The organism is Croceitalea marina (assembly GCF_042684265.1).
GTDB classification, from domain to species: Bacteria; Bacteroidota; Bacteroidia; order Flavobacteriales; family Flavobacteriaceae; genus Croceitalea; species Croceitalea marina.
Map to the genome: position 1 here is coordinate 168,957 of NZ_JBHULB010000017.1, position 26,224 is coordinate 195,180.

A 26,224-nucleotide genomic window follows, 5' to 3' on the forward strand; every position below is an offset into this window, starting at 1 on the left:
CTTTATAAATTACTAATAGTTTCAGAAGAGAACGATTGCACCTTATCCCTTATTTTCAGATGCTCGTTGTACATAGTCAAAAGTTTTTCGTTTAACCCTTTGTAGAATTCAAAAAACTCCTTATAAATTTTATGGTTCGCGTCAGAAGGGTTAATGATTTTTCTAACTCTAATAATAGATGAGGCTGCTGCTTCTACAGAACTAAACTTATTAAGGCTAACCAACAATAAAATAAATGCTCCGACAGAAGTGCTTTCAAAATTTTCGATGACTTTTATTCTTTTATTAGTTACGTCTGCTTTAATTTGATTTATAAGGTCAAATCTGGCCAATCCTCCACTGACGGACATAGAGTCAACTTCCACACCATTATCTATTATCAGTTGTAATAAATCGTTCGACACGTATGCCGTAGATTCAAAAACTGCTCTTGAAAATTCCATTATAGAACTTGCTCTGTCTATTCCAAAAAATGTTCCCCTAGCATTTGAACTTTTAAAAGGTGCTCTTTCCCCAAGCATGTAAGGAAGAAAAACAATACCATGTGCCCCCATTGAAACTTGATGGGCATTATTCTCCATAATATAATAGACGTTCTTGTCGTTTTCGTCGTAAAATGCTTGTTTGAGCCATTCTATTATTCCTCCACCTAAGTTATTCGAGGCCCCTATTAAGTAATTATCATAATTACCTAATTTTTGTGAAAGAATTGGCCCAGACTTAGTCGTTAAACCTGTCTTGGACAATACCCTTACTGACGTCACCGTACCTGAAACATCACAAGCCGTCTTGGGGTCCCCATCAAAAGAACCAATTACCGCGCAAATGGCATCATAAGTGGTTAGAATATACTTGCATTTGCTATTAAAACCATACTTTCTTAATATGTTATTAGATAAGCTGAAAGAAAAGCCGACTTCCTTCACTAGAGGCAAGGATGCTTTATCCAAATCTACTTCCGAAAGAACTTCTTGCAAGTATGCCCCGTCATAATAAAGCCCTTTACTGGCATTCAGAGAATCTGTAAATACCTCGCTTGTAAAATAATAATTAAGAAATTCCCCGGCACCCATCCAGTATTTTACTTTTTCAAAAACTTCTGGTTTGTTATTTTTGAACCATAAAGCTTTGGGTATTATAGAAGAAGCAGGGCATTTAAGGTCATTTATTGTTGTTTTTTGTCTTAATACCTTTTCAACATATTCAGCTTCAGAAGAAGCTCGTTTATCCGAAACCATCATTACCTTAGTGACAGCATCTCCTTCAGCATTCATTCCGTAAACACAAGAGGAGCTTGTAGTGGATGTGATATATTGAATTTTGTCTTTTAGATAATCTATGGAGGATATTTCTTGTAAAATATCCTCTAATTTAGAATTCCACTCGGGGACGTCTTGCTCTACCCTATTCTGAAAAAGCTTAGAGAAAACTGGTTTAGAGGTTACATAGACTTGCATCCCTTCTTCATTGAAAACAATTCCTCGAATGGACTTAAGTCCTAAGTTAACTATTAAGTACATATTTTTTAGAGCGTATATTTATGCAAGTAATTTTCAAATAATTTTGATAGGCCTACCATCATGTTATCGTGATAAGAGATTTCATTATATAGTTTGTTGTTATTATTGGCAAATTTCTTGACAAGGTCCATTGTTTCCTTTTTTAATTGTGTTGAGATATTAATTTTAACTACGCCTAATGATATGGCCTCCCTAATAACATTTTCTGGAAGTCCCGTGCCTCCGTGTAAAACGAATAATTGATTTGCCTCAAGTTGATTGCTAGCGTCTTTCAAAATAGAAATATCAATTCCGTCAAGATTTTCATAAAAGCCATGGGCATTCCCTATGCCTAGAGCCATTAAATCTATTTTGGTTTCTTTTACATACCTTATAATTTCCATTATTTCGGCATATGAAGAACCTTCTTCGCCAAAACCATCTTCAACTCCTGAAACTTTACCTAGCTCGCCTTCTACCAAGCAACCTGCTTTTTCCGCATATTCCATTATAATTAAAGTGTTTTTAATGTTTTCATCAATGGCAAAAGCAGAACCGTCATACATAACAGAATCAAATCCTGAATCAATACAAAACTTAATAAAATCTAAATCAATACAATGATCTAAATGAAAATAAGTATAATCTGTTTTGTATTTTCTGATGATATATTCTACCGAGTACTTATCATTTAAAAATCTCAAAAATCTTTCTGAAAATTGAATGATTACTGGAACTTTAAGTTTACTGGCCGTAAATACACATGCTTCTAACTGATAAAAGTTTTGTAAATTGAATGCAAAAGTAGATTTTCCTTTTTTCTTTAACTCGACTAGAGCTTTACTTAGTTTTTTTTTCAACTTTTATGTTTTTTGTAGAATTTGAAACTCTCTTTTTAGCTTAATCAACAAAGTTTATATTGAAAGGTATTAGATTAGAGTGCTGGTTTTCATGGTGGTAATGAGGTTATATGAACGTTTAAAAGTCATACAAACTATAGCCCTTATGTAATCAAATTATGTTCTATTTCTATAATTTATTTCATTCTATAATATATCCCTTACTTTATTGTTAAGATATTTAATCATTGAAAATATGAAGAAAACACCCAATAAAATAAGTGGACTAAAAACAGTTATTTCTTCATAAATTATTTTTTGAACTTCTTGGGACTTGCCAAAATTAATAACTTTGATAGCTTCAGTGCGTTCTGTCAGTTCCAATTTCTTTGATTCAATGTCTTTTATTAAGCTATTTTTAAGATTAAATAGTCCTGTAATATCCATACGTTCTTCATTGTCCAATACTATCCTATCTGTGCCGGATATATTATCACTTTGGGTCATTTTTTTTGCGTAATTGGATATTAACTCATCAACTTGTTTCAACAATGATTTATTCTCCTCAATTCTACTCTCCGCATTTTCTCTATAAATTTCTACTATGTCGTCAAAATATTCATTGGAATTAATGTATGTCATTACTTTCCCGGCAAAAGCTTTTCCTTTTTCCGCGTCTTTGTAAAAGAAGGTAATCCGGTGGTTAAAAGAACTTTTATTTTGTAATTCTGCCCGAACAATATCGGCTACGGCTTCAGTATTTTCAAAACTTTGCAAAAGCTCTAAAAACTTCATTTCGCTCTCAGAACTCTTTTTTCCATCATCTATTGGAGCAATACTTATTTCGAAACCTTTTAAATCTTCTATTTCTACTCCAATTTCTTGGAAAAAACTAAAGTTTTCAGCTTCTATATTTGCCTGAATCTCATCAACAACATCATACAAATAGTTTTTACTTTCCATTTGAGGCTTTACAATAACCTCTGTCTTCAATTTTTTGGTTATAATCTGATTTAGCCCATACCCAATGGCAGCACCTAAAACAATAAGACCCAAAAGGATTAATGCGTTTTTTTTAAGGTATAGAAACAACCTTAAAAAAGCTCTAAAAAGCTTATTGAAACCTTTCCCTATTAATTGAAACAGCTGCCCCAAATCAATTTCATCAGAATTATTTGCTTGGTTATTTGCCATGATTGGTTAAGAAATTAGTGTTCTAAAAATTTAGCTATAACAAATATAGTAGGTTTTTACCTCAAGATAATGTCTTGGTTAATTATAAAAAGACTCCTCTTTTAACAAATTTGAAAATTTACTTCTTAATAGCTAAATTGATTAAGCATTTCTTTAAGCTCTCTTTCCAATGAGGAATAGCAATTCCTAAAATATCTTTAATCTTGGTTTTATCTATAACGCTATATAAAGGGCGGTTAGCTGAGGTCATAAAGTCTTTAGCTTTAACAGGTAGAATCTTAGTCTTAATATTGCTATAATCAAAAATAGTAATCGCAAAATCAAACCAACTTGTAATACCTTCATTACTATAATGGTATAACCCAAAGGCTGTCTTTTTTTTCTCTATGATAACTATGACAGCTCTTGCTAGGTCTCTGGCATACGTAGGAGTGCCCATTTGGTCTGAAACAACCCGTACTTCATTTTTCTCACTAGCAAGTCGAAGCATTGTTTTAAAAAAATTATTCCCATATTCTGAATAGAGCCATGAGGTTCTTATTATAAAATAGTCTTCTAATACCTCAGCAACTACCTTTTCGCCTTTGAGTTTTGTTTCACCATAAACATTTAAAGGTTTGGTCTCATCCGCTTCAGTATAAGGCTTTGTTTGTTTTCCATCAAACACAAAGTCCGTTGAAATATGAATTAGAATAGCTTTATGCTTCTTACATACATTTGCAAGATTTTCCACTCCATGAATATTGAGCGCCTCAGCAGCATCTTTATCTGTTTCTGCTTTATCTACCGCTGTATATGCAGCACAATTAATACAATACGAAATAGAGTTGTTTTCGAAAAAAGCTTTTACATCCTCCTCTTTTGTAATATCTAATTTATTCTTATCTGTAAAAATGAAATTCAACTCTTTTGAACTTTGCACAACATCTTTAATACACCTCCCCAATTGCCCATTGCCACCGGTTACAAGTACGCTTTTCATAATCTAGCTTCGCTTAGAATAGGTAAGTTCAAATCTCTCTCTGAGGCTTTAATTTTATCCGGTTCAATTCTCCAATCAATATTCAAGGTAGGGTCGTTGTATATTATCCCTCCTTCACTACTCTTATTATAGTAATTATCACATTTGTAAAAGAACTCTGCTGAGTCTGATAACGTTACAAATCCGTGACCAAAACCTCTAGGAATAAATACTTGTTTCTTATTACTATCACTTAATTCTATTGCAATGTGTTGGCCAAAAGTAATAGAGTCTTTTCGCAAATCAACTACTACATCTAATACTTCTCCCTGCAAAACACGTACTAATTTTGCCTGTGCATGTTCGCCTATTTGATAATGGATAGCTCTAATGACTCCTTTTGTTGAAAAGGATTGATTGTCTTGTACAAAATTGATCTCAGCACCGATTCCTTCATCAAAAACCTGTTTGTTGTAAGATTCAAAAAAAGAGCCTCTTTTATCCTTAAAAACATCTGGTTCTAAAACGAAACACCCCTTCAGTTTGGTTTCTGTAAAAGTCATTTGTTCTTATTTAAAATACCTAATAAGCTTGCACCGTAACCACTTTTCGCTAAAGGCTTAGCCAAAGCTCGCAACTGCACTTCATTAATATAGCCCATCTCAAAAGCTGCAGCCTCTATTGCTCCAATTTTTAACCCTTGGCGCTCTTCAATTACCTCTACAAATTGGGAGGCCTGCATTAAAGATTGGAAAGTTCCCGTATCCAACCATGCAGTTCCTGCATCTAAAATGCTGACATTAAGTTTATTCTCTTCTAGATAAGCTTTATTAATATCTGTTATTTCCAACTCTCCTCTTTGGCTAGGTGAAATCTTCTTTGCAATTTCTACTACGTTATTATCATAAAAATAAATTCCTGGTACAACGTAATTGGATTTAGGATGCTCCGGCTTTTCTTCAATACTTATCGCTTTACCATTTTCATCGAATTCAACGACACCATACCTTTCTGGGTCATTAACACGGTACGCATAGATAACACCTCCATCCGGGTTAGTATTAGATTGTAAAAGTTTATTTAACCCAGAGCCATAAAAAATATTATCTCCAAGAATTAAGGCAACTTTGTCATTTCCAATAAATTCTTCGCCAATAATAAATGCTTCTGCCAGTCCATTTGGTTTCTCTTGAGCAGCATATGAAAATGAGCAACCATATTTTTCTCCATCACCGAGCAAGTCTCTAAACAATGGCAAATCTTTTGGTGTAGAAATTATCAAAATTTCATTAATTCCTGAATACATTAAAGTGGATAAAGGATAATAAATCATCGGCTTATTATAAATAGGCATCAATTGCTTACTTATTGATAAGGTAAGTGGATGTAACCGAGTTCCAGAACCGCCAGCTAAAATTATTCCCTTCATTTTTTACTTATTAAAACCTCTTTATTTTACTATTCCTATAAGTACATTTTTGAATAGTATTCTTGATACTCACCTGATGTTACATTCTTTAACCATTCTTTGTTTTCTAAATACCAATCAATTGTTTTTTCAAGGCCTTCCTCAAAAGTGACAGAGGGTTTCCACCCTAGTTCTGTGTTTATCTTACTGGCATCTATTGCATATCTTAAATCATGCCCTGGTCTATCCTTTACAAAACTTATGAGGTTTTGAGATGTCCCAGCAGGATTATTCAATCTACTATCCATCTTGTCACAGAGCAGTTTTACTAAATCTATATTCTTCCATTCGTTAAACCCTCCAATATTATAGGTTTCTTGGTTGGTTCCTTTGTGGAATACTAAATCTATAGCTTCTGCATGGTCTTCTACATATAACCAGTCTCTTGTGTAGTTTCCATCTCCATATACTGGCAAGGGTTTTCTTTCGATTATATTATTGATAAAAAGGGGAATCAATTTTTCCGGGAAATGATTTGGACCATAATTATTAGAGCAATTAGAGATTACATAAGGTAAGTTATATGTTTCTCCATAAGACCTAACAAAATGGTCTGAACTAGCTTTTGATGCTGAGTATGGCGAATTAGGATCGTAAGGTGTTTTCTCAGTAAAAAGACCTTCACTTTCTAAAGACCCATATACCTCATCCGTACTAATATGGTAAAAACGTTTACCTTCAAAATTGCTTTTCCATAAATCTTTTGCTGTATTTAAAAGATTTACGGTGCCAAAAATATTGGTCTTGACAAAAGCTAATGGGTCTTTTATAGAACGATCAACGTGAGACTCTGCAGCTAAATGAATTATTCCGTCAAACCTATATTTCTCAAAGACCTGGTTTACAAAAGATGTATCAACAATATCTCCCTTTATAAAAGTATAGTTATTGGCGCGCTCAATGTCTCTTAAATTTTCTAAGTTGCCCGCGTAAGTGAGCTTATCGAAATTAAAAATATGATACTGAGGGTAATTTTTTACCAGTCTTCTAATAACATGAGACCCTATAAAACCTGCTCCTCCTGTTATAAGTAAATTCATAAAAAAGATTATAGTGTTCTTAGAGTCTGGCCAAAAATCTCATTTTAAATCATAAACATAGACCGTGTTAGTTGCCGAACACTTGCTCTAAAATTTTATCCGTGATTAAGTAAGTTGGTTTTACTCCTGTGGTGCCAAGTCCTCCGGAGGCTAAAGTACTACCTGTCTCCAAAGGATTATCAGATGCATAGTACGCATATCTTACTTTGACCTCTTTACTTATGCTTTTCCGTATTTGGGAAGCCGATTGAATCGCTTTTTGGTAATGCACACCCTCCATTTCCAGTCCGATTACGTTCCAAGTGGAATCGTAAAAAAACTGCAGAATATCCTTATTCTGTAGAGAGGTTCCTAAAACGGTTACCATAGTACCTTCCAATACTTTTAAGCCATGCCCTTTAAAGTCTTCGGCACATAGTGCGTTCTTGAAGGGATAGTTATCTGCTGTGCCCTCAAAAATATGGGCGGAGGGAATCATCAAATCTCCTTTACCTCCTTCTAAAATACCCGCTTTACCCATTATAGAAACCGAATCAACGTTTAAAAATAATTTCTCGCCAGCAACTTCATAAGGCTTAAGCAACTCATCGATAGTTTCGTAAGCCTGCTCTCCAAAGGCGTAATCCATTACAAATATAACAGGTTTTTCTGCCTCAGGTCCGTCCTCAGAAAAATTGTAACAACAGGCTGCCTTTGCCACTTTTGCCATATCAAAAATTTGAACATCAATGTTTGCTCCAGATTTATCGTCAATATAAATCATTCCATTTTTAGTGGCCATTTGCGTCACTTTCTCCCTTAAATCTTTATTTGCAGAAGAACTAAGTGTTTCATAAATGTCGAGGGAATCGGTATTTGGAAACTCTTGTTTCAACGCCTTTTTGGCGAACAACGAATTCATAACACTGTGCATGTTGGCACTGATAATATGAAGCGGCCTATGGAATAATCCGTTTTTCTTAAGCGTTTCTTTTATGGTATCTGCCCATCTTTCACCATGAATATGATGTCCTATTCTTTCGCGAAGAAGCGGCGTAAAGGTAACTGTTCTCTTATCACCTGTCGTTTCTTCTTCTATGGCTAATTTACCCAACCAATACACAATATTCAAAAAGCGATCCGGTCGGCTTTTGGACTTTAGTTTATCATGGATATCAGAAACCTCATCAAAAGACCTTCCTAAAATATTGGCCGTATGGATAAGGGCAACTTCTCTTTCAGCATTCGTTTTTTCCGGTTTGAGAATAAATTCTACCAACTTTTCCCAGTCGCGTACGGTTGCTTTTCCATCCTCTATTAATACTCTGTCACAAATCTTACCAGATTCAACATAAAGAAAAGTCAAATGGGTAAGAATGTCGTAAATATCAGAACGCCCCCTGGTAATTTCTATATTCATTTGCTCATCATCGATACGATAGCAATTTCTTCTTCTTTTTGGAGGAACTATCGGTTTTAGATGCGATTTGGAAAAGCCTTCATCTGAAGTTAGATTGATGAAACGGCACTCTTCAATGCCTATCGGAAGTCGCTCTAAAACGTAAATAAGTCCGTTCAATTCTGCTTTTTCCTCAGCAATAGTGCCATAAATTTCAGGTCGTAACGAAAGTAAAGCATTGCGGAGTGCATTACCCGAAACTCCTGAAGGTTTATAAAAACCTCTATTGAGCAAATGGCGCATGGTAATGTACAAGCGCTCAATAGCGTTTGTGGATTCTTGAGCTCTAGTTGTTTCTTTGATTTTTGTACCCATATCGACTTCTTTACAAAAGTACATGGAAATTCCTTGAAAAGTAAATGGCTGACTTTAGTTTATGTTGTGAAGGGTTGAATTGCATCCGCTACTTTTCTATCGTTAGCCAAGCGTTGTACTTTATTTTGCCCCCCCAATTTGCCTAGTGTTTTCATATAATTTTGAAAACCATCTTTAGAAACTTGTGTTACTTTGAGTTGCTGCAGAATTTTACCGTCGATCAAATCAAAATAATAACTGTTCTGTTTTTGCATTGAAGTATCTAAAATGGAACAGAATTTTTCTAGCTGAGTGGGTGGTTTTTCAAACTCGACAAACCATTCATGATAAGGCAGGCCTTCCTTTGGTGTAGTTTGTGGTGCTACCGTGAATTCATTTACTTCGGCATCAGTTTCTTCAATGGCCAGTCGCATCGCTTCTTCTACTTCTTTAGCAATTACATGTTCGCCAAAGGCTGAAATAAAATGTTTAATCCTGCCAGAGACTACTATTTTATAGGGTTTTAAAGAAATAAACTGAACGGTATCTCCTAGATTATACCCCCATAAACCAGCGTCGGTGCTAATAATCATAGCGTAGTTAACCCCTAGCTCTACATCTTTGATAGTAAGACGTTGAGGATTTTCAGTGTAAAAATCATCTGCCTTTACAAACTCATAAAATATCCCTGAATTGAGTAAAAGCAACATTCCCTTTTCTTTTTGGGAATTTTGATAGGCAAAAAACCCTTCACTTGCGGGGAATAGTTCGATACTATCTACCTTTCGGCCAATCAAATTTTCAAACTTTGAGCGATAGGGTTCATAGTTGACACCACCATAAATGAACAATTGAAAATTTTCAAACAACTCGCCTACCTTTTTACCAGTTTTTAAATTTAACTTTTCAAAATACATCTGAACCCAAGATGGTATACCGGCTATAACGGACATATCTTCCTTTTCGGTTTCCTTGATTATCTCATTGACCTTGGTTTCCCAATCTTCAATACAGTTGGTTTCCCAACTGGGCAGTCGGTTTTTCTGCAGGTAGCTCGGCACATAGTGCGCCGATATGCCCGAAAGCCTCCCTAATTTAATGCCGTTCTTATCTTCCAGAACCGGACTGCCTTGCAGAAAAATCATCTTACCATTAACAAAATCTGCGTTACCCGTTTCATGTATGTAATTTAGAATGGCATTTCTGGAAGCTTCTACCTGATTCTTAATAGATGATTTGGTAATGGGAATATATTTAGCGCCAGAAGTGGTACCGGAAGTTTTTGCGAAATAAATAGGCTTACCCGGCCAAAGCACATCTTCTCTGCCTTCTATAATTTTTTCAACATAAGCCTTAAGCTCCTCGTAATCTCTTATCGGCACCTGCCTTGTAAAATCTTCATAGGTTTGAATAGATTCAAAATTATGGTCTTGGCCAAACTGAGTGGTTATGGCAGCACGTATAAGATGATCAAAAACCTGTTTTTGGGCTTTATGCGGATTTAAAATCCAATCGGTATTTTTTTTTGCTATTCTTTTGGCGAAGAGCTTCGCGGCAAATGCTTTAAGCGACATAGGTATCAATTAAAGTCGATATAATCTTGCGGATTCAAAGGTTTTCCTTTCTTCCAAAGCTCAAAATGTAAGTGAGGCCCCGTAGTTAGTTCGCCCGTATTACCAACACCGGCAATTACCTCTCCTGCTTTTATGATATCACCTTGCGATTTGCTCAGCGAGCCATTATGCTTATACACAGAAATTAAATCTTCTTTATGTTCTACAATAATAACGTAGCCCGTATCTGAAGTCCATTCGGCAAAAATAACGGTGCCGTCCGCTACCGCTTTAACGGGGGTATCCTTTGTGGCTGAAATATCGGTAGCATAATGTTTTTTCTGTAAATCATACCCTTGGGTTACCGAGCCGTTTATAGGTGAGAAAAGAACTTCTCCAGCATTTCCGGTATTTCGTTCAAAAAGGTTGTATTTATCTTCAAGCTCCACTTGTTCCCGCAGGGCCAAGTCTTCTCGAATAGGCTTTAAATCGATTGTAGAGGGGTCGAGCTTAAACTGTTCAAACAAAGAGTCTCTATTGATTTCGTTATTCTCAATATCACCACGTAGCACGAGCCGAACGTTTTCTAAATACTTATTGGTATATTCTAAAACTGCTACCAAAGAATCGGTTTTATAGGTCAGCTCCGTTGCCTGCCTTTTTAGACGTGTAGAAGAATAGCCAGGAATGTACTCTCTTAAAGGCGTAAATGCCACTAAGAGCGTTGTTAGCCCAATCAAAATAATGATAAACAATGTGCCAGTGACGAACACATTTAGCCTGCTTAATTTGAAGGATATTTTCTCTTCAAAAGTACTTTCGTTAAGTATCACCAAGCGGTACTTATGCAGTAGCTTCCGTTTTATTTCTTTGCCTTTTTTTTGCTTTTTGGCCATAATACACAAATATAATCTTAGATTTTAACATGGGCAGTATCCATCTAAAATTGTGAAATCTTTAGCAAATCTCTAAAAATCAATGAATACTGCAATTCTTAACGTAATTTTACGTTATCAAAAATAGGTGCATCTTCTTTTTTTGTACTTTTGAAATCTATTTAAAATTTAAATTCATGATTGCTCAAAATATATTTCTTGGTTTAGTTGGTCCTTGGCAGATAGCCATTATTGTTTTGTGTATTCTTTTACTTTTTGGAGGAAAGAAAATTCCTGAATTAATGCGCGGACTTGGTAGCGGTATCAAAGAATTTAAAGACGCCTCCAAAGAGGACGAAAAACTTGAAGACAAAACGAGCGAAAACTCTTAAACTTCAAGCTTCCCAAGTATACTCTAGATACACTATTTTGTGGGTAACATCGATTGAAAACATCTTTAAATCAAGATTCACCCCGTAAACCTTCGTTTTCACAACAAAAACTAATTCCTTTAAGCATGATAGCGTACTTTCGACGTTATTACTACAAGACTTTTGTGTTAAAATCACAAAAAAATGCAGTAGTCGAACTAAAGTGAATCATGATCAGAATTAATTTCATATTTGTTTTCTTGATAACATTTGCCCTTAATGCGCAAAAATTATCGGAAGACACCCTTGCCAGCATCCAAACAGATACCACAGACCAAATCGTGTCCGAAGGTGAAGATGCTAACCCCAAAACCATTTCTGATACTAAAGAAAAAAACAAGCTTGTTAGAAAAGCCGATGGCCTTTTTGATAAGATGTGGTATGCCGAAGCAGCCAAGTATTATGATCTGGCCATCGAAGAAAGTGAAGGAGAACCATCGCAATACTTACTTTCAAGAGCAGGAGATTCTCACTATTTTAATTCGAACATCAAACAAGCTTACGAGTGGTACAATAAGCTTTACAAGAACTACGAGAATGAAATCTCAGATAATACCCTTTTTAATTATGTACATACTTTAAAAGGCACCGGAAGAAAAAGAAGGGCAAATCGCGTAATGGCCGTGCTCAACAAAAAAAATGAACGAGAATTAAGAGAAGATGCCGCAAGCCTAAAAGAAACACTTGAAGAAGATTCAAGATTCGACCTTAAGAATCTTAACATAAATTCTAAATACTCTGATTTTTCGCCAATGTACTATGGCAAAGACAAATTGCTATACACTTCTGCTAAGGACACCTTGTTTTTAAATACCAGAAAGTACAGATGGGACAATCAGCCTTATTTAGATCTCTATACAGCAAAAGTCGATTCTGCTAAAAACGATGCTTCAGGCACCTATCGCTTTTCAAAAAATGTGAACACCAAATATCACGAGGCATCTGCCTGTTTTTCTCCTGATAAAAAAACCATCTTTTTTACAAGAAATAATTACGGAAAGAAAAAGAAGATTAGAAGGGATAAAAAAGGGGTAAATCACCTAAAGTTATATATGTCAAAAGAGATAGATGGCGAATGGACAGAAGCGGTAGAACTCCCTTTCAATAGCGATAACTATTCTACAGGCCACCCTGCATTGACCGTAGATGGCAAAAAACTCTATTTTGTTTCTGATATGCCCGGAGGCTACGGTGGAACTGACATTTATGTCGTAGATGTATTGGAAAACAACACTTTTTCTGAACCTCGAAACCTAGGATTAGCCGTAAACTCTAACAGAAAAGAAATGTTCCCCTTTATTACGGATGAGGCGCTATATTTTTCTTCGAATCGAACAGAAGGCTTAGGAGGTTTGGATATCTATAAGTCTGATTTTAGTGCGGAAGGTTTTGACAAAGCTGAAAACCTTGGCGCTCCGTTTAACAGTACAAGAGACGATTTTTCGTTGATTATTGATGAGAATACGGAAAAAGGCTATTTTGCCTCAAACCGCCCCGGCGGAAAAGGAAAAGATGATATCTATTCTTTTACCCCCACACGAAAAGAAATGCCTAACTTAAATGAAATCTCTGGATATATTGTTGATAGAATTACCGGAGATTCATTGCCAAATGCCATGGTATCATTATATGACAACGAAAATGTGCGTATTGGTGAGATTAGAACCAATGAAAACGGAAGTTTCCGATTTAACAACCTTAAATCAACAACAGATTATACCCTACAGACCATTTTAGACGGTTATTTTGAACAGACTACACCTATCGTCACAAAAGACAACGAGGTAATAGATTTTGTACAGCCTATGAAGCGCCTTCAAGAAATGATTGTGGTTGAAGAAGGTGTTAAGAAGTTGAAAACTGAAATGATATTCTTTGACTTTGATCGCTTCAATATCAGAACTGATGCATCAAAAGAACTTGACAAGCTGGTTGAGGTCATGACCGAATATCCAAGTATGGTTATAAAAATTGAATCTCATACCGATGCCATTGGTAATGCGGCATACAATAAATACCTCTCTGGCAAGCGTGCAACATCTACCAGAGAATACCTTATCTCACAGGGTATTGATGCCTCAAGAATTGAAAGTGCTATCGGTTATGGTGAAGAAAGGCTACTTAACGACTGTGGCGACGGGGTACGATGCGGTAGAGACAAACACCGACTCAACAGACGATCTGAATTCATTATCGTAAAAATGTAAAAACAATAGAACACCTTTATAAACAAAGCCACCTAAGCAGGTGGCTTTTTCTTTTAAACTATTAGAACAAGTCCTTTTCTAGAAGAAAATCATTTTATCGAAGAAGACCATCGTTGAACGGCATTGCGAAAGAATCCTCTTGACGATGCAAAATACCCATTCATCTATATGTTAAAAAGTGCCTTGTATTTTATCCTAGTTTAAGTTCGTTTTGTCTTTTTAGTTATACTAAAGTTCATGGTTAGTCTAATCTTTGTGTTGTACACGAACATAAAATGACTACTTATGAGAAAATTATTACTTATTAAAGAGATTTACTTAGAAGGATTTAGAAATTTAGGAAGCATTATGGTCAAGCACTATTTCAAATTGTTTTCTTGGTTTTGCTTTGCCATGTTTTTTGTGGTACTATATGCTTTCATATATAGAATACTAACTGGTTTCGCCTTTCAATAGTAAAGACAAGATTTTTTATCATGTTAAGGTAACGTGAGTTAAACGCAATGTTTAGCTACGACTGGTTATTTTCAAATTTGAGGGTTTTTATAATGGCCTCCAGTTCCAATAAATCATCGCGTTTATTGGCAGAAGGCGCGAAAATAAAACCTTCGAGTATCAGTTTTCTTTTATTGGCCTCATCGTTGATGATATAAGTCAGAAAAGGGCCCGCCATTGGGTATCCGCTAATTTCCCAAATACCTCTAACTTCGGCAGCTTTAAAGCCATTCACTTCTGCCGGGAAAACGTATGGGGAAAAGGCCTTTTCCGTTATCATAAATGTGCCATCATATGGGCCAGGCACATATTTCTTGCCTATAGAATCACGCATTTGTACGATATCTTGAACAAATGTAGAGTCGTTGCTAAAAGCATTCCAAGGCATGGCGTATGCAATAATATTCATATTGCCTTTTAAGATCTGTCTATCGATCCAAACGAAGTTTTCTTCATGCTTTCCTACGCGATATACCGAAGGTATGTCCAATTGAATACCAAGTTCATCTTTTAGGTCGGTTTCGTTGTTCAAAGACTTTTTAAAACGCCTTTGTGCCTCGCTTATCTCATTGTTTTTAAAAGCCGCTACCGCCTTTTGAGCCACCGCTTCTATGTTTAAAAGCAATTCGTCATTGGTTCTACCCTTGACTACCGCTACTTTTTGCGGTACCGAGTATACATTGGACTTTACATGACCAATCGATAAAGTGTCTTTCTGTACGAACAATACTGATCTTGAATGACTAGTGGCCCCTCTAAAAACCTGAGGAGGTATCTGTGTAAGAGAGAAAATCGCTTCACTTTGCGGAACGGCCAATACGCGATCTGCAAATACTTCACGTACTTTATCGCCAACTTCGCCTTGCCAAAGGTTATTGTCCATTACAACCATTAACGAGTTTACCGCTCCGGTAGAAGGTGGCAGGTATCTTTTATTCTCTGAATTATTTTTGCAAGAAGTGAATGCCAAAAGGGCAAACAATAGCACTGTTCCTAGTTTTTGCATCATAATTCTAAAATAATCAATTTATACAAACCGATTGTATTAGAATGAGTGTAATGCACTTTTTAGTGAGTATTAGGAGTAAATTTCCTTGTTTAATATAAATCGTTAGTTCGAACCTTTCTCAAAAAGGGAGAAGTATCAAAAACAGGTTTTCATCTTCCAAAATTCTATTCTCGATACGATTTTTTTTTCATTTCATTCTAAAGATCACTCGAATTGACGAATTCCATCAAAATGTTCTAATTCAATCAAGATGAGCAATTACACAACCTCAGCTTTGTGCCCGGCTTGAGATTGTTGCCCGTAAGACCGTTCCACTTTTTAAGATTATCGATTGAAATTCCGGGATACTTCCTAGAAATGGTCCAAAGAGAATCTCCGGATTGTACTACATGGATCTTAGAGGGGTCTTTTGGTAATGCCCCAACAGGTTGAGCTGCTGCCTGTTTTGTTGCAGTACTCGCCACTTTGGTCGTGACCGGCTTTCTGGGATAAATCGTTAGGCGTTGACCGACCCTTAGGTTATTGCTTCGAAGGCCGTTCCAGCCTTTGATCTGGCTTACCCCTACACCATAGCGTTCGGCTATTTTACCTAGATAATCGCCACTTCTTACTTTGTATCGTACCCTATCATTACTTGTAATGAGTTGAGGCAGGGGTTTCTCTACGGTTTCCAATTCTTTTTTGGCATAGGCATAAATAGCCTCCTCATTGTTTACAAACTCGCCAACATGCTTCATTGGCAAGCGTAAAGTGTATGTTTTGCCTTCAACTTTAGGAATTATATTTAGTTTGTAAGCCGGATTCAAAACCACTAATTCTTCAACCGAAATACCGACCATTTTTGAAATTTGGTCAAATGTAATCGTGTTCTTTACATGTACAGTATCGGTTTCAAAATAGGCGCGGTCTGCTTTTTTAGCTTTTAGCCCGTGTTCTTCGGCATACTCAAAAAGATACATTGTTGCCAAAAAGGCTGGCACATAACCTGCGGTTTCACGAGGTAGGTTCTGTCTAATGTTCCAATAGTTCTTATACCCCCCTGAACGTCTTATGGCTTTGTTTACATTGCCCGGGCCGGAGTTGTAGGCCGCCAGGGCCAAATCCCAGTCATTGAAAATATCATATAGCTTTTTCAAATATTTGGCCGCGGCAGTGGTCGAGTTGATAGGGTCACTACGCTCGTCGACATAGCTGCTTACATCTAGCTTGTACATTTTGCCCGTGCCGTACATGAATTGCCAAAGCCCAGTAGCACCGACCCTAGATTTTGCTTTTGGATCCAATGCAGATTCTACAATGGCCAAGTATTTCACCTCTAAGGGTACATTATAATTATCCAATTCTTGTTCAAAAAGCGGAAAGTAGAACTGACTTTTTGTTATCATTCGCTCCATAAGGCCCCGCTTTCTTGAGAGAAAAGACTTGATAACACTTTCTAAGGAAGGGTTATAGGCAATATTAAAAGGTGTTTTTTCATTAAGCCTTTTTAGACGGGCTTTTAAGGTGTCCGTAGATAATTCGGTTATATCCTCGTCAGCACTGTTTGGATTGGTTACCTCAGCATACATTTCATTAAAATGCGATGCGTTTTTGTATAGCTCATCCATCCAAAGGCTATCATATCTATAAGCCTCTTCCAGGTCTTGAAGCTTACTTTGTTCTGATTTATCTTCGACCGCCGGAATATTCAGCACGGTCTTCGCCGTTTCCTTTTCAGCAATGGGTGCTTTTTTCTCAAGATTTGCCAAAAGAGAGTCAACTGCTTTAACCGCAGTTGTATCTGTTTGTTGGGCATTCACTGTTATCGCAGTCAAAAACAGTAAGACCCAAAAATGAATTTTAATTCGTTTCATTTCGGTCATAGTTTGTTCGGGACTAGCGAAAATGCAGTTTTTTATTGAAAAAATAAAGGATTATGGGCAAAACCATCAAAATTTAGGATAAAGTCCGTTAATCGATAAGGTCTTTACTAGCCTAATATTGCGGCGATACCGGGTAGTGTTTTACCCTCTAAACTCTCTAACATTGCCCCGCCACCAGTAGATACATAACTTACCTTGTCTTCAAAGCCGAATTGTTTTACCGCAGCAACCGAATCTCCACCACCAACAAGTGAAAAAGCCCCATTTTGGGTGGCTTCGTCAATAGCGTTACCAATGGCAATGGTTCCTTTTGCAAAACTTTCCATCTCAAAAACACCAACAGGGCCGTTCCATAATATCGTTTTTGACTTTAGAATCACTTCTTTAAAGTTTTCTAATGTGGCCGGCCCGGCATCTAAACCTTGCCAACCATCTGCGATAGTGTCTACAGGGCTAATCTGAGTATTTGCGTTGGCGTCGAACGCATCGGCCGCTATAACATCGACGGGCAAATGGACTTCTACCCCTTTTTCGGCGGCCTGTTTTAGAATGTCAAGCGCTAATTCCATTTTATCATCTTCACAAATAGAATCACCCACTTTTCCGCCTTTCGCTTTTACAAAAGTATAGGTCATTCCCCCTCCAATAATTAGGTGGTCTACTTTGTCCAATATATTTTCGATAATGGTAATTTTAGAAGACACCTTAGCGCCACCCAAAATTGCAGTAACCGGTTTTTCGCCAGTGGCCATTACCTTTTCGATGGCTTTGATTTCTTTGGCCAATAAATACCCAAAACACTTATTTTCGGCAAAATAATTGGCAACTACCGTTGTTGATGCGTGTGCTCTATGCGCCGTGCCAAAAGCGTCGTTCACATACACATCTCCATATTTAGAGAGCTGTTCTGCAAATTCAGCATCGCCATTGGTTTCTTCGCCATAAAAGCGAAGGTTCTCTAACAATAAAATTTCGCCACTTTCTAAATTAGCATACGCTTCATCTACTTTTTCACCAACGCAGTCATCGACAAACTTTACTTGTACCCCAATGATATCAGAAACAGTGTTGCAGATATGGCTCAAAGACATATCCTCGTTCCGCTGTCCTTTTGGCCTGCCTAAATGACTCATTAAAACAGCGCTACCACCATCTTCTAAAATCTTCAAAATTGTAGGCTTTGCCGCTTCTATTCTACTAGTATCAGTTACATTAAATTCTGCATCTAAGGGAACATTGAAATCTACACGGGTCAGTGCTTTTTTATCTTCAAAATTGAAATCTTCCAGTGTTTTCATGAGTTACTCGGTTTGAATGCCAAAAGTAAAGATTTCTTTAGGCTTTATGATGTTAGCAAATCACTAAATTTTCTCGTTTTTGTGGTTTTTTACATACGTTCAATTGAATTCACTTTTTAGCTATTAACAATCCAAAACACTGAAATTGAATGGCTTTTGTTAAAATGAAGAGCCTATTGCCTTATATTTGATGCTAGCACTTCCCCAACAATCAACCAAAAACCAATGTTTAAATTCTTCTGCGGAATTCAAGAAACCATACTAAGTCATTTCGATATGAGGAATCCCGATAGCTATCGGGAGACGATTGAGAAATCCAGATTTCTCACGTTGGCAAACTCGGTTCGAAATGTCCAAAATAACCAACTAACCATATGCTAAAATTCTTTAGAAAAATCCGTCAAAACATGCTTTCAGAAGGTAAAACTACCAAGTACTTTAAATACGCCATTGGCGAAATACTATTGGTTGTCATGGGAATCCTTATAGCACTACAAATTAACAACTGGAATGAAAACAGAATAAATTCTAATAAAGAAACTGCGATTTTAGCAAACATTCATAAAGAGTTTCAACAAAACCGAAAACAGTTAGATTCTGTTGTAGCTCAACATAGAATTTCACATAACAATAGTACAAAGATTATAAAGTTATTTCCAATAAAATCAAAGCCTAAACCTGCAGTTTTAGATTCCTTAAGTTTTCAACTATTTTGGTCATTTGCAGGCGCTACTTTTAATCCTTCACAAACGAGTATTAACGCACTTGCGAGCACCTCATCTTTTGATATCATTAAAAATGAAACCTTACGCGATTTATTGATTTCTTGGAATGATTTGATTACTGATTATCAAGAAGAAGAATTACGCTCAAGAGATTATATAATAAATCAATATGACGCATATATGTCTAAACATTTTGATTGGAATTATAATTTTAAAGATGAGCGAAATAATTTTGATGCATTACAAACTTTAGAGTTTGAATATTTAGTAAAAAATAATCACGATTTAGTTAATCAAATATTAGTTTCTAGTGGAGAATTGAAAAAAGTACAAGAAACATTAGATAACATTATTGAGCTTTCAAAACCCAATAGTAATGATTAAACTCTTCCGAAAAATCCGACAAGAACTGCTTCAAGAGAACCGGTTCAGTAAATACCTCATCTATGCCATTGGTGAAATCGTTCTTGTCATCATTGGTATACTAATAGCACTTGGTATCAATAACCAGAATGACCAGAGGAAAAACAATGCATCAGAAGCTACTTACTATTGCAAGCTCTTAGCGGATTTTGAAGCAGATATAATACTTCGTGAAGAACTTAATTTAAAGGCAGACGAAAGGGTTAAACTTAGTAAGGAACTTATGCTAGAATTAGCATCAGGAGAAAAGGACAAGAGCTTTTTGGTTAATAAATTTTTGAAAGCGTACAGAACAGACACCTACTTGCCCAGAAATATTACCTATCAGGATTTAGTGTCTTCAGGAAACATTAAACTATTAAGAGATGAGCGCATTAGGAATAGCCTGCTTGAGTTTAATAGCCAATTAGACGACAAGCTCATCATTCTTAGGGAAAATAGAGAAGAACTAATTAATGAGATTTTTAAGCTCATAAACACATCCATTGATTTTGGCATTTACGAATTTGATTATGTCAATGACTTAATTGGTGCTGAAGTTGTGGCTACTCTTCCAAAAAATGATTGGCACAAAGACCCAAGTAGTGGCTATTACAAAAACTTACAAAAGGTGTTGATTTTTAATGTTGCGATTGCAGATAGGCAAAAACAGCATTTTGAAATTATAAATACGCTAATGGAAAAACCTTACAAGTTATTAAGTGCTAAGTGCGATGCAGAATAAAACAATCCATGATTAAATTTTTTAGAAAAATCCGTCAAAACATGCTTTCAGAAGGTAAAACTACCAAGTACTTTAAATACGCCATTGGCGAAATTATACTAGTAATGATTGGTATTTTACTAGCCTTACAAGTAAACAACTGGAACCAAAACCGCATCGAACAAAAGGAAGAAAAAGAGGTGATTGCAAAATTGCATGCTGATTTTAAAGAAAATAAAAAGGTTTTAAAAGATTTTTTGACTGAAATTAAAAGTCAAGCGAATACTGAAAAGAAACTAATGAGTTTAATTGGAGTATCAAAAGAAGAACTTTATAAACATAATTTAGATAGCCTATTCTATGTAGTTTTTAGTGCAAGTGAATTTGCTTTTGCTGATAATACTATTAAAAACATTATGCAAAGTGGAAAATTAAACCTTCTAAAAAAAGATACTATTACTGACTTACTTTATAAATGGAATACACTATCTGAAATTAGAAAAACACGCATGGGCAAATTAGATGCTTGGGCAAATGAACAGTTTATACCTTACTTATTAGACAAAGTATCCTTTAAGCAAATGGATATGAATAGTAATTATTCTTGGTCTGGAAAATCTAAAGTAAAACCAGATTACTATCCATTGTTTCAAGAAATAGAATTTGAAAACTATTTAGATAATCATCTTTGGTTTAATCAACAAGTTATAGAACGTTGTGAAGAAACAGATAAACTTATTGACCAAATAATTGATGCTACAAAACAAAAGGCCAATGATTAAATTCTTTAGAAAAATTCGCAAAAAATTATTGCAAGAAAATCGATTTTCTAAATATCTACTTTATGCAATAGGCGAGATTATTCTCGTGGTGATTGGTATTTTGATTGCATTACAAGTGAGCAACTTTAACGAACAAAGAAAACAGCAAGAACAGGCAATTCAACTTAAAAAAGCCTTGCAAAGCGAATTAAAGGCAGATATCGAATTGATGAATCTTGATTTAGAATATATAGAGAAGGAACTAGATTTAAGCAATTCTTTAGCGAAAAGGTTATCTAGTGCCACTGCTACTTCAGACACATTGATACAAATTGTTAGACACGAATACAGAACGGGCTTCAATGGTTCGAGAACATTAGACAAAACAACATTTAATTCATTAGAATCAACCGGTAAGATTAATTTGCTTAAAAATGAAATAGCAAATGAAATCCAAAAATATTATAGAGACAGGGACTTGTTTATCGGCGTTAATAATACCAACGTAGATATTTACTACAATCTACTGGAATCTTTTATGCTCAAATTCCCTGACGACTCTTCTGCTATTACAGGGCCACTTCAAGATGTATATTGGCAGAGTGTAGATACAAAAGCACTTAATAGTATGTTTAATGGTTTATTAACATGCAGGTTGTTCAATTTAAATGTAAGAAAACAGATTCTAAATAAGTCCTTAGAAAAAACACAAAACCTAATTAATCAATTAGATTAAGACATACCAATGATTAAATTCTTTCGGAAAATTCGTCAAAACCTGCTCATGGAAAACAAAACAGGTAAGTATTTTAAATACGCAGTTGGCGAAATTATCCTCGTAGTAATTGGTATTCTTATTGCGCTACAGATTAACAATTGGAATGAGGATAAAAACCAACAAGGTGAATTAAAAATAGCCCTTGCACAAATTCTGAATGACCTTAAGCAGGATAAAGTTCAATTAACCGGATTTCAAAAAGGCGACACAAAAAGGTTCAACTATCTTACAAAACTTGCCAAAAAAGAATATGGGACTATTGGTTTAGATTCTGTTTTTTTGATTTTAGATAATTATTTCTACTTCTATAAAAGCAATAATTCTTACTCAGGTTTAAAAAATAGTGGACTCTTTGCTTCCATGGCTAATCATGAATTAAAAGCTGATATTACTAGCTATTATGAGCAAACATATGAACGGCTTCGTGTATGCTCGGAATATGGCGAAACATTCACAAATGATAATGTAATTCCCTATATGCTAAACTGCAATGTTGACCATGATATGGCTATGAGGGTAGATGGGACAACAATAAAAAATGAACTAGACAATCCGGTACTTATTAAATTGATAAAATACCAACGAAATGTAAAACTATTTGAGCTTAATCTTTTAAAAACTGCCATTGTTGAGAATGATGGGTTACAAAGAACCATTGAAATTGAATTAAAAGAACTTTAAACACATTTATGCTAAAATTTTTCCGTAAAATCCGCTCAAATATGCTCCCCTCCATGGAGGGGCCGGGGGTGGGTTTTGAATTCAGTAGTATTGATACCCACACCTTAATCTGCTTCGATATACCCAGCCAACGCCTCCCAAGAGGGGAAAACTTAGAACTATGATCACACTCTTTAGAAAAATACGCCAACGCTTACTTTCAGAAGGCAAAACAGGCAAACCTGCCTTGCCGGCAGGCAGGTACTTTAAATACGCTATTGGTGAAATAGCACTTGTCATGATAGGTATTCTTTTAGCGTTACAGGTAAATAATTGGAATGAAAAAAATTTACAAGCTAAAAATTTTGACCTTATACTCGATGCGCTCGAAAATGAGCTCATAGAGAATATAGAAGAAGCAAATTTTGAAATACCTCTTTTTAGGGCTTCTCTCTTAAAAATGGATAAAATCTTATCAAATGAAGTAACCAAAAATGATTTTATGATGGATTCTGGTTTAAGAAATTTGATAAGAGAGGACAAATTTGACTTTAACTTGGATGATATTAATGCTTTAGTTAAAAATCAAGAAAATTTCCCAGAAAAATTTAAAGTTTTAATACCAAGTTTAAAGAAGATTTTGAAAATTGAAAGGCGTCATAATATTTTTGAAACACAATATCAAAAACAATATTCAAATTATACACAATTTCTTATTACCAATCAGTCTTGGTATGGTAAAATTTCAAATGAAAGAATTGATTCTCTCCAATTAAAAGAAGAAGTCGAATTTTACCTAAACAATTTCTCATACAAAAATTATTTAAAAGCATATAAATGGAACATGAGTGATTTAGTAAGAGAAGGTATTAGTATAAAAAATGCATGTCTTACCATTCTTGCAGAAATAAAAAGGATAAGGGAAAATTATAAAAAAGATGAGATAGTTAAACTATTTACCAAGTATAATATGCTTCCATTTAAAGAAAAAACGTGTAACCATCCTAAAAACAATGATGAGTATGAAAGACAGGTTCATCTTCCCTTTTACAACAGCACAAATAGAGAGATTGAATTGAAATGGCAAAATTACGATAATAACGTTGTTAGTATTTTAAAGTTGAAACCCGGAGAATTAATGGTTAATGCTGCAAAAAATAGAATTCGAGAAAAAGTTGTGGTGGAATTACTTGTTGAAGGTAATTGTATTAAAAAATATGAAGGTATCGAAAATGGTTTCATACTAATTGAATAGTATTATAATGATTAAATTCTTTAGAAAAATCCGTAAAAACCTGCTTTCAGAAGGCAAAACAGCTAAATACTTTAAATATGCCATAGGCGAAATTGTGCTTGTGGTTATTGGGATTATGATTGCGTTGTCAATCAACAACTGGAATGAGGACAGAAAAGAAAGGGCTCAAGAGCAAGAATTACTTACCCAGTTACAATCAGAATTTAAAAGTAATCTAGAGCAATTGGACCAAAAAATTGAGATGCGCAAACAGAAGATTTCCGCGTCATTAAAATTACTTCACAACATTGACTATCCAGAAACTCGAGATACGGATTCTATTATAATATACATAGGACATACAGCAGTAAGTCCAACCTTTGACCCCATTGTTAATGATATTAATAGCTCTGGAAGAATACAGTTACTGCAAAATAGAAATCTAAAAGAGCGTCTGGCTCGATGGACGAGTGAAGTCATTCAGGTTACCGAAGAAGAGCAGGCCTGGATGCTTGTTAGAAATAATGAATATATGCCTATGCTAGCTCAAAAAGGTATTTTAAGAAATCTTTTAAATCGATATTGGAAAGACAATGTTCTCGCATCTTTCCATTTAGATAAAGGCACAAAAACAGAGATTGATTTAGGAAATTCTGCAAAGAAAATAGAGGTGTCAAAATTATTGGATGATGAACAATTTGAAAGTCATATTGCGCAATGTGCTTCTTATGCAAAAATAGCCAATAGTCAGGCAATGAGTTTACGACAGCGTATTGTAGAAATGCTTGATTTAATAGAACAAGATTTAAACGAATGATAAAATTCTCTCGCAGAATCCATCCTATTAAATTCCCCTCTTGGGAGGGGACAAAGGGGTGGGTACAACGATGAGAAAAATCATCCCATACAACCCCAAACTTATTGCCTACGCTAAAGAACTGCGCAAGCATATGACCCTTGGCGAAATTGCCCTGTGGTGAAACATAAAACCGATTTGTCATTCCTGCGAAGGCAGGAATCCACAAAGAATAAATAAGTATAATGCATAAAAATGTTCATCAGTATTACTTATACATACTATCAAATAAGTATAACGGAACATTATACATTGGAGTTACTAACGATTTAGAGCGTAGAATGTTCGAACATAAAAACAAACTTGTTGAAGGCTTCACTAAAAAATATAGCCTTAATCGATTAGTTTATTTCGAAACCTTTCAATACGTCAATGATGCGATTAAAAGGGAAAAGAACATGAAAAAATGGAAGCGTCAATGGAAAAAAGATATAATTGAAGCAGAGAACCCTACTTGGAGCGACTTATCAAAAGATTGGCCTAATTTTAAAGATGTATAAAATGGACTTGCAAGTGGATTCCTGCCTTCGCAGGAATGACAAAAACACTAAACTATGATTAAATTCTTTCGGAAAATCCGTCAAAAACTACTCTCTGAGAACAAGTTCTCAAAGTACCTACTCTATGCTATAGGTGAAATCATTCTCGTCGTCATTGGTATTATGATTGCTTTGCAGTTTAATAATCGTAATGAACAACGCAAACACGTACAAGTTATTAACGAAACCATTACAGCCATTGAAGAAGATCTTGTCTATAACTTTAAAAATACTACGCGTACACTTGAATTCTATAAAATTCAAGATAACATACAAAAAAAAGTACTGTATAAGCAGTACACCATAGATGACTACAGAGCAAATGATTTAATAAGTACGGTTACTGCCAATTGGAGGGTACATTCACCTAAAACTGAGAATATAGAAGCGCTTTTAAATAAAGAGGAATATGCATCAAAAGAATTCATGCCTATAATTGATGCCGTAAAGCTACTTGTAACTAGAAAAAATTTTGCAGACCAGGCTTGGGAAACACTTTATAGCAATCTCGACAAAAATGTTGAAATACTTACCCAACAAGTTTCTATGGTCAAACTCGATAGTGTATCATTTGAACAGCGTTGTAACTATATGTTAAACAACACTGAATATCAAAAAATAGTAGAGTTAAATTGGGTGCGTACTCAGGAATATTATGATTTACTCTCAAGGTTTAGAGTCCAGAATGTTGCGCTTTTAAGTACCATTAAGATGGTTAGAGAAAATTATGGATGTCAAGAATTAGCGCGTTTATATAATTCTTTAGGTATGAAACCCTTTAAAGAGGTTGATTGCAAAACACAAAATATCACAAATAATAATGAACTAAGAAGAGGCTATTTAATAGGAAATTTAAGTGATAAAGAAATTACGATAAAGGTCATGAATGCTGGTAAGGTCGGTGATTCCAAAACTTTAAACCCTAATGAATTTTCAGATACCAGACCAGAATATGCTGGTTTAAATGGTGACTATACTATAATTATAGAGCAAATAGATGAAAATGATACATGCATCAACAAGTATATAGCCGTAAACAAAGGCTATTTATTAATTGAATAGATGATCAAGTTCTTCCGTCA

25 protein-coding genes are annotated in these 26,224 nt (G+C 35.2%); 12 read left to right on the top strand and 13 right to left on the bottom strand.

Going from position 1 to position 26,224, the window contains the following annotated elements:
• Positions 1–2 precede the first annotated feature (2 nt).
• From ACFSQJ_RS13870 to ACFSQJ_RS13915, 10 genes are all read right to left on the bottom strand, one after another.
• Positions 3–1,520, bottom strand: a complete 1,518-nt coding sequence (locus ACFSQJ_RS13870) for an FGGY-family carbohydrate kinase (protein ID WP_377767567.1) — start codon at positions 1,518–1,520, stop codon at positions 3–5.
• 5 nt (positions 1,521–1,525) lie between these two features.
• Positions 1,526–2,359, bottom strand: coding sequence for a class II fructose-bisphosphate aldolase (locus ACFSQJ_RS13875; RefSeq protein ID WP_377767568.1), 834 nt, complete (start codon positions 2,357–2,359; stop codon positions 1,526–1,528).
• Between the two features lie 186 nt (positions 2,360–2,545).
• A complete protein-coding gene (locus ACFSQJ_RS13880) occupies positions 2,546–3,532 on the bottom strand; it encodes a hypothetical protein (protein ID WP_377767569.1) in 987 nt (328 codons plus the stop codon).
• Positions 3,533–3,650: 118 nt separating this feature from the next.
• A complete protein-coding gene (gene rfbD, locus ACFSQJ_RS13885) occupies positions 3,651–4,514 on the bottom strand; it encodes a dTDP-4-dehydrorhamnose reductase (RefSeq protein WP_377767570.1) in 864 nt (287 codons plus the stop codon).
• Positions 4,511–5,056, bottom strand: a complete 546-nt coding sequence (gene rfbC, locus ACFSQJ_RS13890) for a dTDP-4-dehydrorhamnose 3,5-epimerase (protein ID WP_377767571.1) — start codon at positions 5,054–5,056, stop codon at positions 4,511–4,513. Before rfbC ends, rfbD begins: the two co-directional genes overlap by 4 nt.
• Entirely contained in the window at positions 5,053–5,922 is an 870-nt protein-coding gene (gene rfbA / locus ACFSQJ_RS13895; protein WP_377767572.1) for a glucose-1-phosphate thymidylyltransferase RfbA, read from the bottom strand. The genes rfbC and rfbA overlap by 4 nt, the downstream gene beginning before the upstream one ends.
• A gap of 35 nt (positions 5,923–5,957) precedes the next feature.
• On the bottom strand, positions 5,958–7,001 hold the full coding sequence (rfbB, locus tag ACFSQJ_RS13900) for a dTDP-glucose 4,6-dehydratase (protein WP_377767573.1): 1,044 nt from the start codon (positions 6,999–7,001) through the stop codon (positions 5,958–5,960).
• A 67-nt stretch (positions 7,002–7,068) separates the two neighbouring features.
• Positions 7,069–8,754: a DUF6909 family protein gene (locus tag ACFSQJ_RS13905; RefSeq protein ID WP_377767574.1), complete on the bottom strand. Its 1,686-nt coding sequence runs from the start codon at positions 8,752–8,754 to the stop codon at positions 7,069–7,071.
• A gap of 59 nt (positions 8,755–8,813) precedes the next feature.
• Positions 8,814–10,307 (bottom strand): GH3 family domain-containing protein, encoded by a 1,494-nt coding sequence (locus tag ACFSQJ_RS13910; RefSeq protein WP_377767575.1) that lies wholly within the window; start codon positions 10,305–10,307, stop codon positions 8,814–8,816.
• A 5-nt stretch (positions 10,308–10,312) separates the two neighbouring features.
• A complete protein-coding gene (locus ACFSQJ_RS13915; protein WP_377767576.1) occupies positions 10,313–11,182 on the bottom strand; it encodes a M23 family metallopeptidase in 870 nt (289 codons plus the stop codon).
• 176 nt (positions 11,183–11,358) lie between these two features.
• Between ACFSQJ_RS13915 and ACFSQJ_RS13920 the strand changes: the two genes are divergently transcribed.
• From ACFSQJ_RS13920 to ACFSQJ_RS13930, 3 genes are all read left to right on the top strand, one after another.
• Complete coding sequence (locus ACFSQJ_RS13920) at positions 11,359–11,553, top strand: twin-arginine translocase TatA/TatE family subunit (protein ID WP_377767577.1); 195 nt, start codon at positions 11,359–11,361, stop codon at positions 11,551–11,553.
• A 209-nt stretch (positions 11,554–11,762) separates the two neighbouring features.
• Complete coding sequence (locus ACFSQJ_RS13925; RefSeq protein WP_377767578.1) at positions 11,763–13,799, top strand: OmpA family protein; 2,037 nt, start codon at positions 11,763–11,765, stop codon at positions 13,797–13,799.
• 285 nt (positions 13,800–14,084) lie between these two features.
• A complete protein-coding gene (locus tag ACFSQJ_RS13930) occupies positions 14,085–14,255 on the top strand; it encodes a DUF6747 family protein (RefSeq protein ID WP_377767579.1) in 171 nt (56 codons plus the stop codon).
• A gap of 55 nt (positions 14,256–14,310) precedes the next feature.
• On the opposite strand, the gene ACFSQJ_RS13935 is transcribed toward ACFSQJ_RS13930, so the two are convergent.
• From ACFSQJ_RS13935 to ACFSQJ_RS13945, 3 genes are all read right to left on the bottom strand, one after another.
• Positions 14,311–15,303: a DUF4837 family protein gene (locus ACFSQJ_RS13935; protein ID WP_377767580.1), complete on the bottom strand. Its 993-nt coding sequence runs from the start codon at positions 15,301–15,303 to the stop codon at positions 14,311–14,313.
• Between the two features lie 245 nt (positions 15,304–15,548).
• A complete protein-coding gene (locus ACFSQJ_RS13940) occupies positions 15,549–17,165 on the bottom strand; it encodes a LysM peptidoglycan-binding domain-containing protein (protein WP_377767581.1) in 1,617 nt (538 codons plus the stop codon).
• A gap of 107 nt (positions 17,166–17,272) precedes the next feature.
• Complete coding sequence (locus ACFSQJ_RS13945; protein ID WP_377767582.1) at positions 17,273–18,463, bottom strand: phosphoglycerate kinase; 1,191 nt, start codon at positions 18,461–18,463, stop codon at positions 17,273–17,275.
• Positions 18,464–18,837: 374 nt separating this feature from the next.
• Here ACFSQJ_RS13945 and ACFSQJ_RS13950 point away from each other — a divergent pair, with 374 nt between their 5' ends.
• The 9 genes from ACFSQJ_RS13950 to ACFSQJ_RS13990 all read left to right on the top strand — a co-directional run bounded on the left by ACFSQJ_RS13950 (position 18,838) and on the right by ACFSQJ_RS13990 (position 26,204).
• On the top strand, positions 18,838–19,572 hold the full coding sequence (locus ACFSQJ_RS13950) for a DUF6090 family protein (protein WP_377767583.1): 735 nt from the start codon (positions 18,838–18,840) through the stop codon (positions 19,570–19,572).
• Positions 19,565–20,335, top strand: a complete 771-nt coding sequence (locus ACFSQJ_RS13955) for a DUF6090 family protein (RefSeq protein WP_377767584.1) — start codon at positions 19,565–19,567, stop codon at positions 20,333–20,335. Before ACFSQJ_RS13950 ends, ACFSQJ_RS13955 begins: the two co-directional genes overlap by 8 nt.
• A gap of 8 nt (positions 20,336–20,343) precedes the next feature.
• A complete protein-coding gene (locus ACFSQJ_RS13960; RefSeq protein ID WP_377767585.1) occupies positions 20,344–21,096 on the top strand; it encodes a DUF6090 family protein in 753 nt (250 codons plus the stop codon).
• Entirely contained in the window at positions 21,089–21,811 is a 723-nt protein-coding gene (locus tag ACFSQJ_RS13965) for a DUF6090 family protein (protein ID WP_377767586.1), read from the top strand. The genes ACFSQJ_RS13960 and ACFSQJ_RS13965 overlap by 8 nt, the downstream gene beginning before the upstream one ends.
• Positions 21,812–21,859: 48 nt before the next feature.
• Positions 21,860–22,534, top strand: coding sequence for a DUF6090 family protein (locus ACFSQJ_RS13970; protein ID WP_377767587.1), 675 nt, complete (start codon positions 21,860–21,862; stop codon positions 22,532–22,534).
• Between the two features lie 160 nt (positions 22,535–22,694).
• Entirely contained in the window at positions 22,695–23,768 is a 1,074-nt protein-coding gene (locus ACFSQJ_RS13975) for a hypothetical protein (protein ID WP_377767588.1), read from the top strand.
• Positions 23,769–23,775: 7 nt separating this feature from the next.
• Positions 23,776–24,564, top strand: coding sequence for a DUF6090 family protein (locus ACFSQJ_RS13980; protein ID WP_377767589.1), 789 nt, complete (start codon positions 23,776–23,778; stop codon positions 24,562–24,564).
• 224 nt (positions 24,565–24,788) lie between these two features.
• Entirely contained in the window at positions 24,789–25,103 is a 315-nt protein-coding gene (locus ACFSQJ_RS13985; protein ID WP_377767590.1) for a GIY-YIG nuclease family protein, read from the top strand.
• 54 nt (positions 25,104–25,157) lie between these two features.
• Positions 25,158–26,204, top strand: a complete 1,047-nt coding sequence (locus ACFSQJ_RS13990; protein ID WP_377767591.1) for a hypothetical protein — start codon at positions 25,158–25,160, stop codon at positions 26,202–26,204.
• The last annotated feature ends 20 nt before the right edge of the window (positions 26,205–26,224 follow it).

Coding starts and splice junctions, on each gene's coding strand:
- ACFSQJ_RS13990 (WP_377767591.1), top strand. CDS start 25,158: ATGATTAAATTCTTTCGGAAAATCCGTCAAAAACTACTCTCTGAGAAC.
- ACFSQJ_RS13870 (WP_377767567.1), bottom strand. CDS start 1,520: ATGTACTTAATAGTTAACTTAGGACTTAAGTCCATTCGAGGAATTGTT.
- rfbB (WP_377767573.1), bottom strand. CDS start 7,001: ATGAATTTACTTATAACAGGAGGAGCAGGTTTTATAGGGTCTCATGTT.
- ACFSQJ_RS13965 (WP_377767586.1), top strand. CDS start 21,089: ATGATTAAATTCTTTAGAAAAATTCGCAAAAAATTATTGCAAGAAAAT.
- ACFSQJ_RS13970 (WP_377767587.1), top strand. CDS start 21,860: ATGGAAAACAAAACAGGTAAGTATTTTAAATACGCAGTTGGCGAAATT.
- ACFSQJ_RS13930 (WP_377767579.1), top strand. CDS start 14,085: ATGAGAAAATTATTACTTATTAAAGAGATTTACTTAGAAGGATTTAGA.
- ACFSQJ_RS13935 (WP_377767580.1), bottom strand. CDS start 15,303: ATGATGCAAAAACTAGGAACAGTGCTATTGTTTGCCCTTTTGGCATTC.
- ACFSQJ_RS13925 (WP_377767578.1), top strand. CDS start 11,763: ATGATCAGAATTAATTTCATATTTGTTTTCTTGATAACATTTGCCCTT.
- ACFSQJ_RS13955 (WP_377767584.1), top strand. CDS start 19,565: ATGATTAAACTCTTCCGAAAAATCCGACAAGAACTGCTTCAAGAGAAC.
- ACFSQJ_RS13940 (WP_377767581.1), bottom strand. CDS start 17,165: ATGACCGAAATGAAACGAATTAAAATTCATTTTTGGGTCTTACTGTTT.
- rfbC (WP_377767571.1), bottom strand. CDS start 5,056: ATGACTTTTACAGAAACCAAACTGAAGGGGTGTTTCGTTTTAGAACCA.
- rfbA (WP_377767572.1), bottom strand. CDS start 5,922: ATGAAGGGAATAATTTTAGCTGGCGGTTCTGGAACTCGGTTACATCCA.
- ACFSQJ_RS13915 (WP_377767576.1), bottom strand. CDS start 11,182: ATGGCCAAAAAGCAAAAAAAAGGCAAAGAAATAAAACGGAAGCTACTG.
- ACFSQJ_RS13975 (WP_377767588.1), top strand. CDS start 22,695: ATGATCACACTCTTTAGAAAAATACGCCAACGCTTACTTTCAGAAGGC.
- ACFSQJ_RS13950 (WP_377767583.1), top strand. CDS start 18,838: ATGCTAAAATTCTTTAGAAAAATCCGTCAAAACATGCTTTCAGAAGGT.
- ACFSQJ_RS13910 (WP_377767575.1), bottom strand. CDS start 10,307: ATGTCGCTTAAAGCATTTGCCGCGAAGCTCTTCGCCAAAAGAATAGCA.
- rfbD (WP_377767570.1), bottom strand. CDS start 4,514: ATGAAAAGCGTACTTGTAACCGGTGGCAATGGGCAATTGGGGAGGTGT.
- ACFSQJ_RS13920 (WP_377767577.1), top strand. CDS start 11,359: ATGATTGCTCAAAATATATTTCTTGGTTTAGTTGGTCCTTGGCAGATA.
- ACFSQJ_RS13880 (WP_377767569.1), bottom strand. CDS start 3,532: ATGGCAAATAACCAAGCAAATAATTCTGATGAAATTGATTTGGGGCAG.
- ACFSQJ_RS13960 (WP_377767585.1), top strand. CDS start 20,344: ATGATTAAATTTTTTAGAAAAATCCGTCAAAACATGCTTTCAGAAGGT.
- ACFSQJ_RS13980 (WP_377767589.1), top strand. CDS start 23,776: ATGATTAAATTCTTTAGAAAAATCCGTAAAAACCTGCTTTCAGAAGGC.
- ACFSQJ_RS13905 (WP_377767574.1), bottom strand. CDS start 8,754: ATGGGTACAAAAATCAAAGAAACAACTAGAGCTCAAGAATCCACAAAC.
- ACFSQJ_RS13945 (WP_377767582.1), bottom strand. CDS start 18,463: ATGAAAACACTGGAAGATTTCAATTTTGAAGATAAAAAAGCACTGACC.
- ACFSQJ_RS13985 (WP_377767590.1), top strand. CDS start 24,789: ATGCATAAAAATGTTCATCAGTATTACTTATACATACTATCAAATAAG.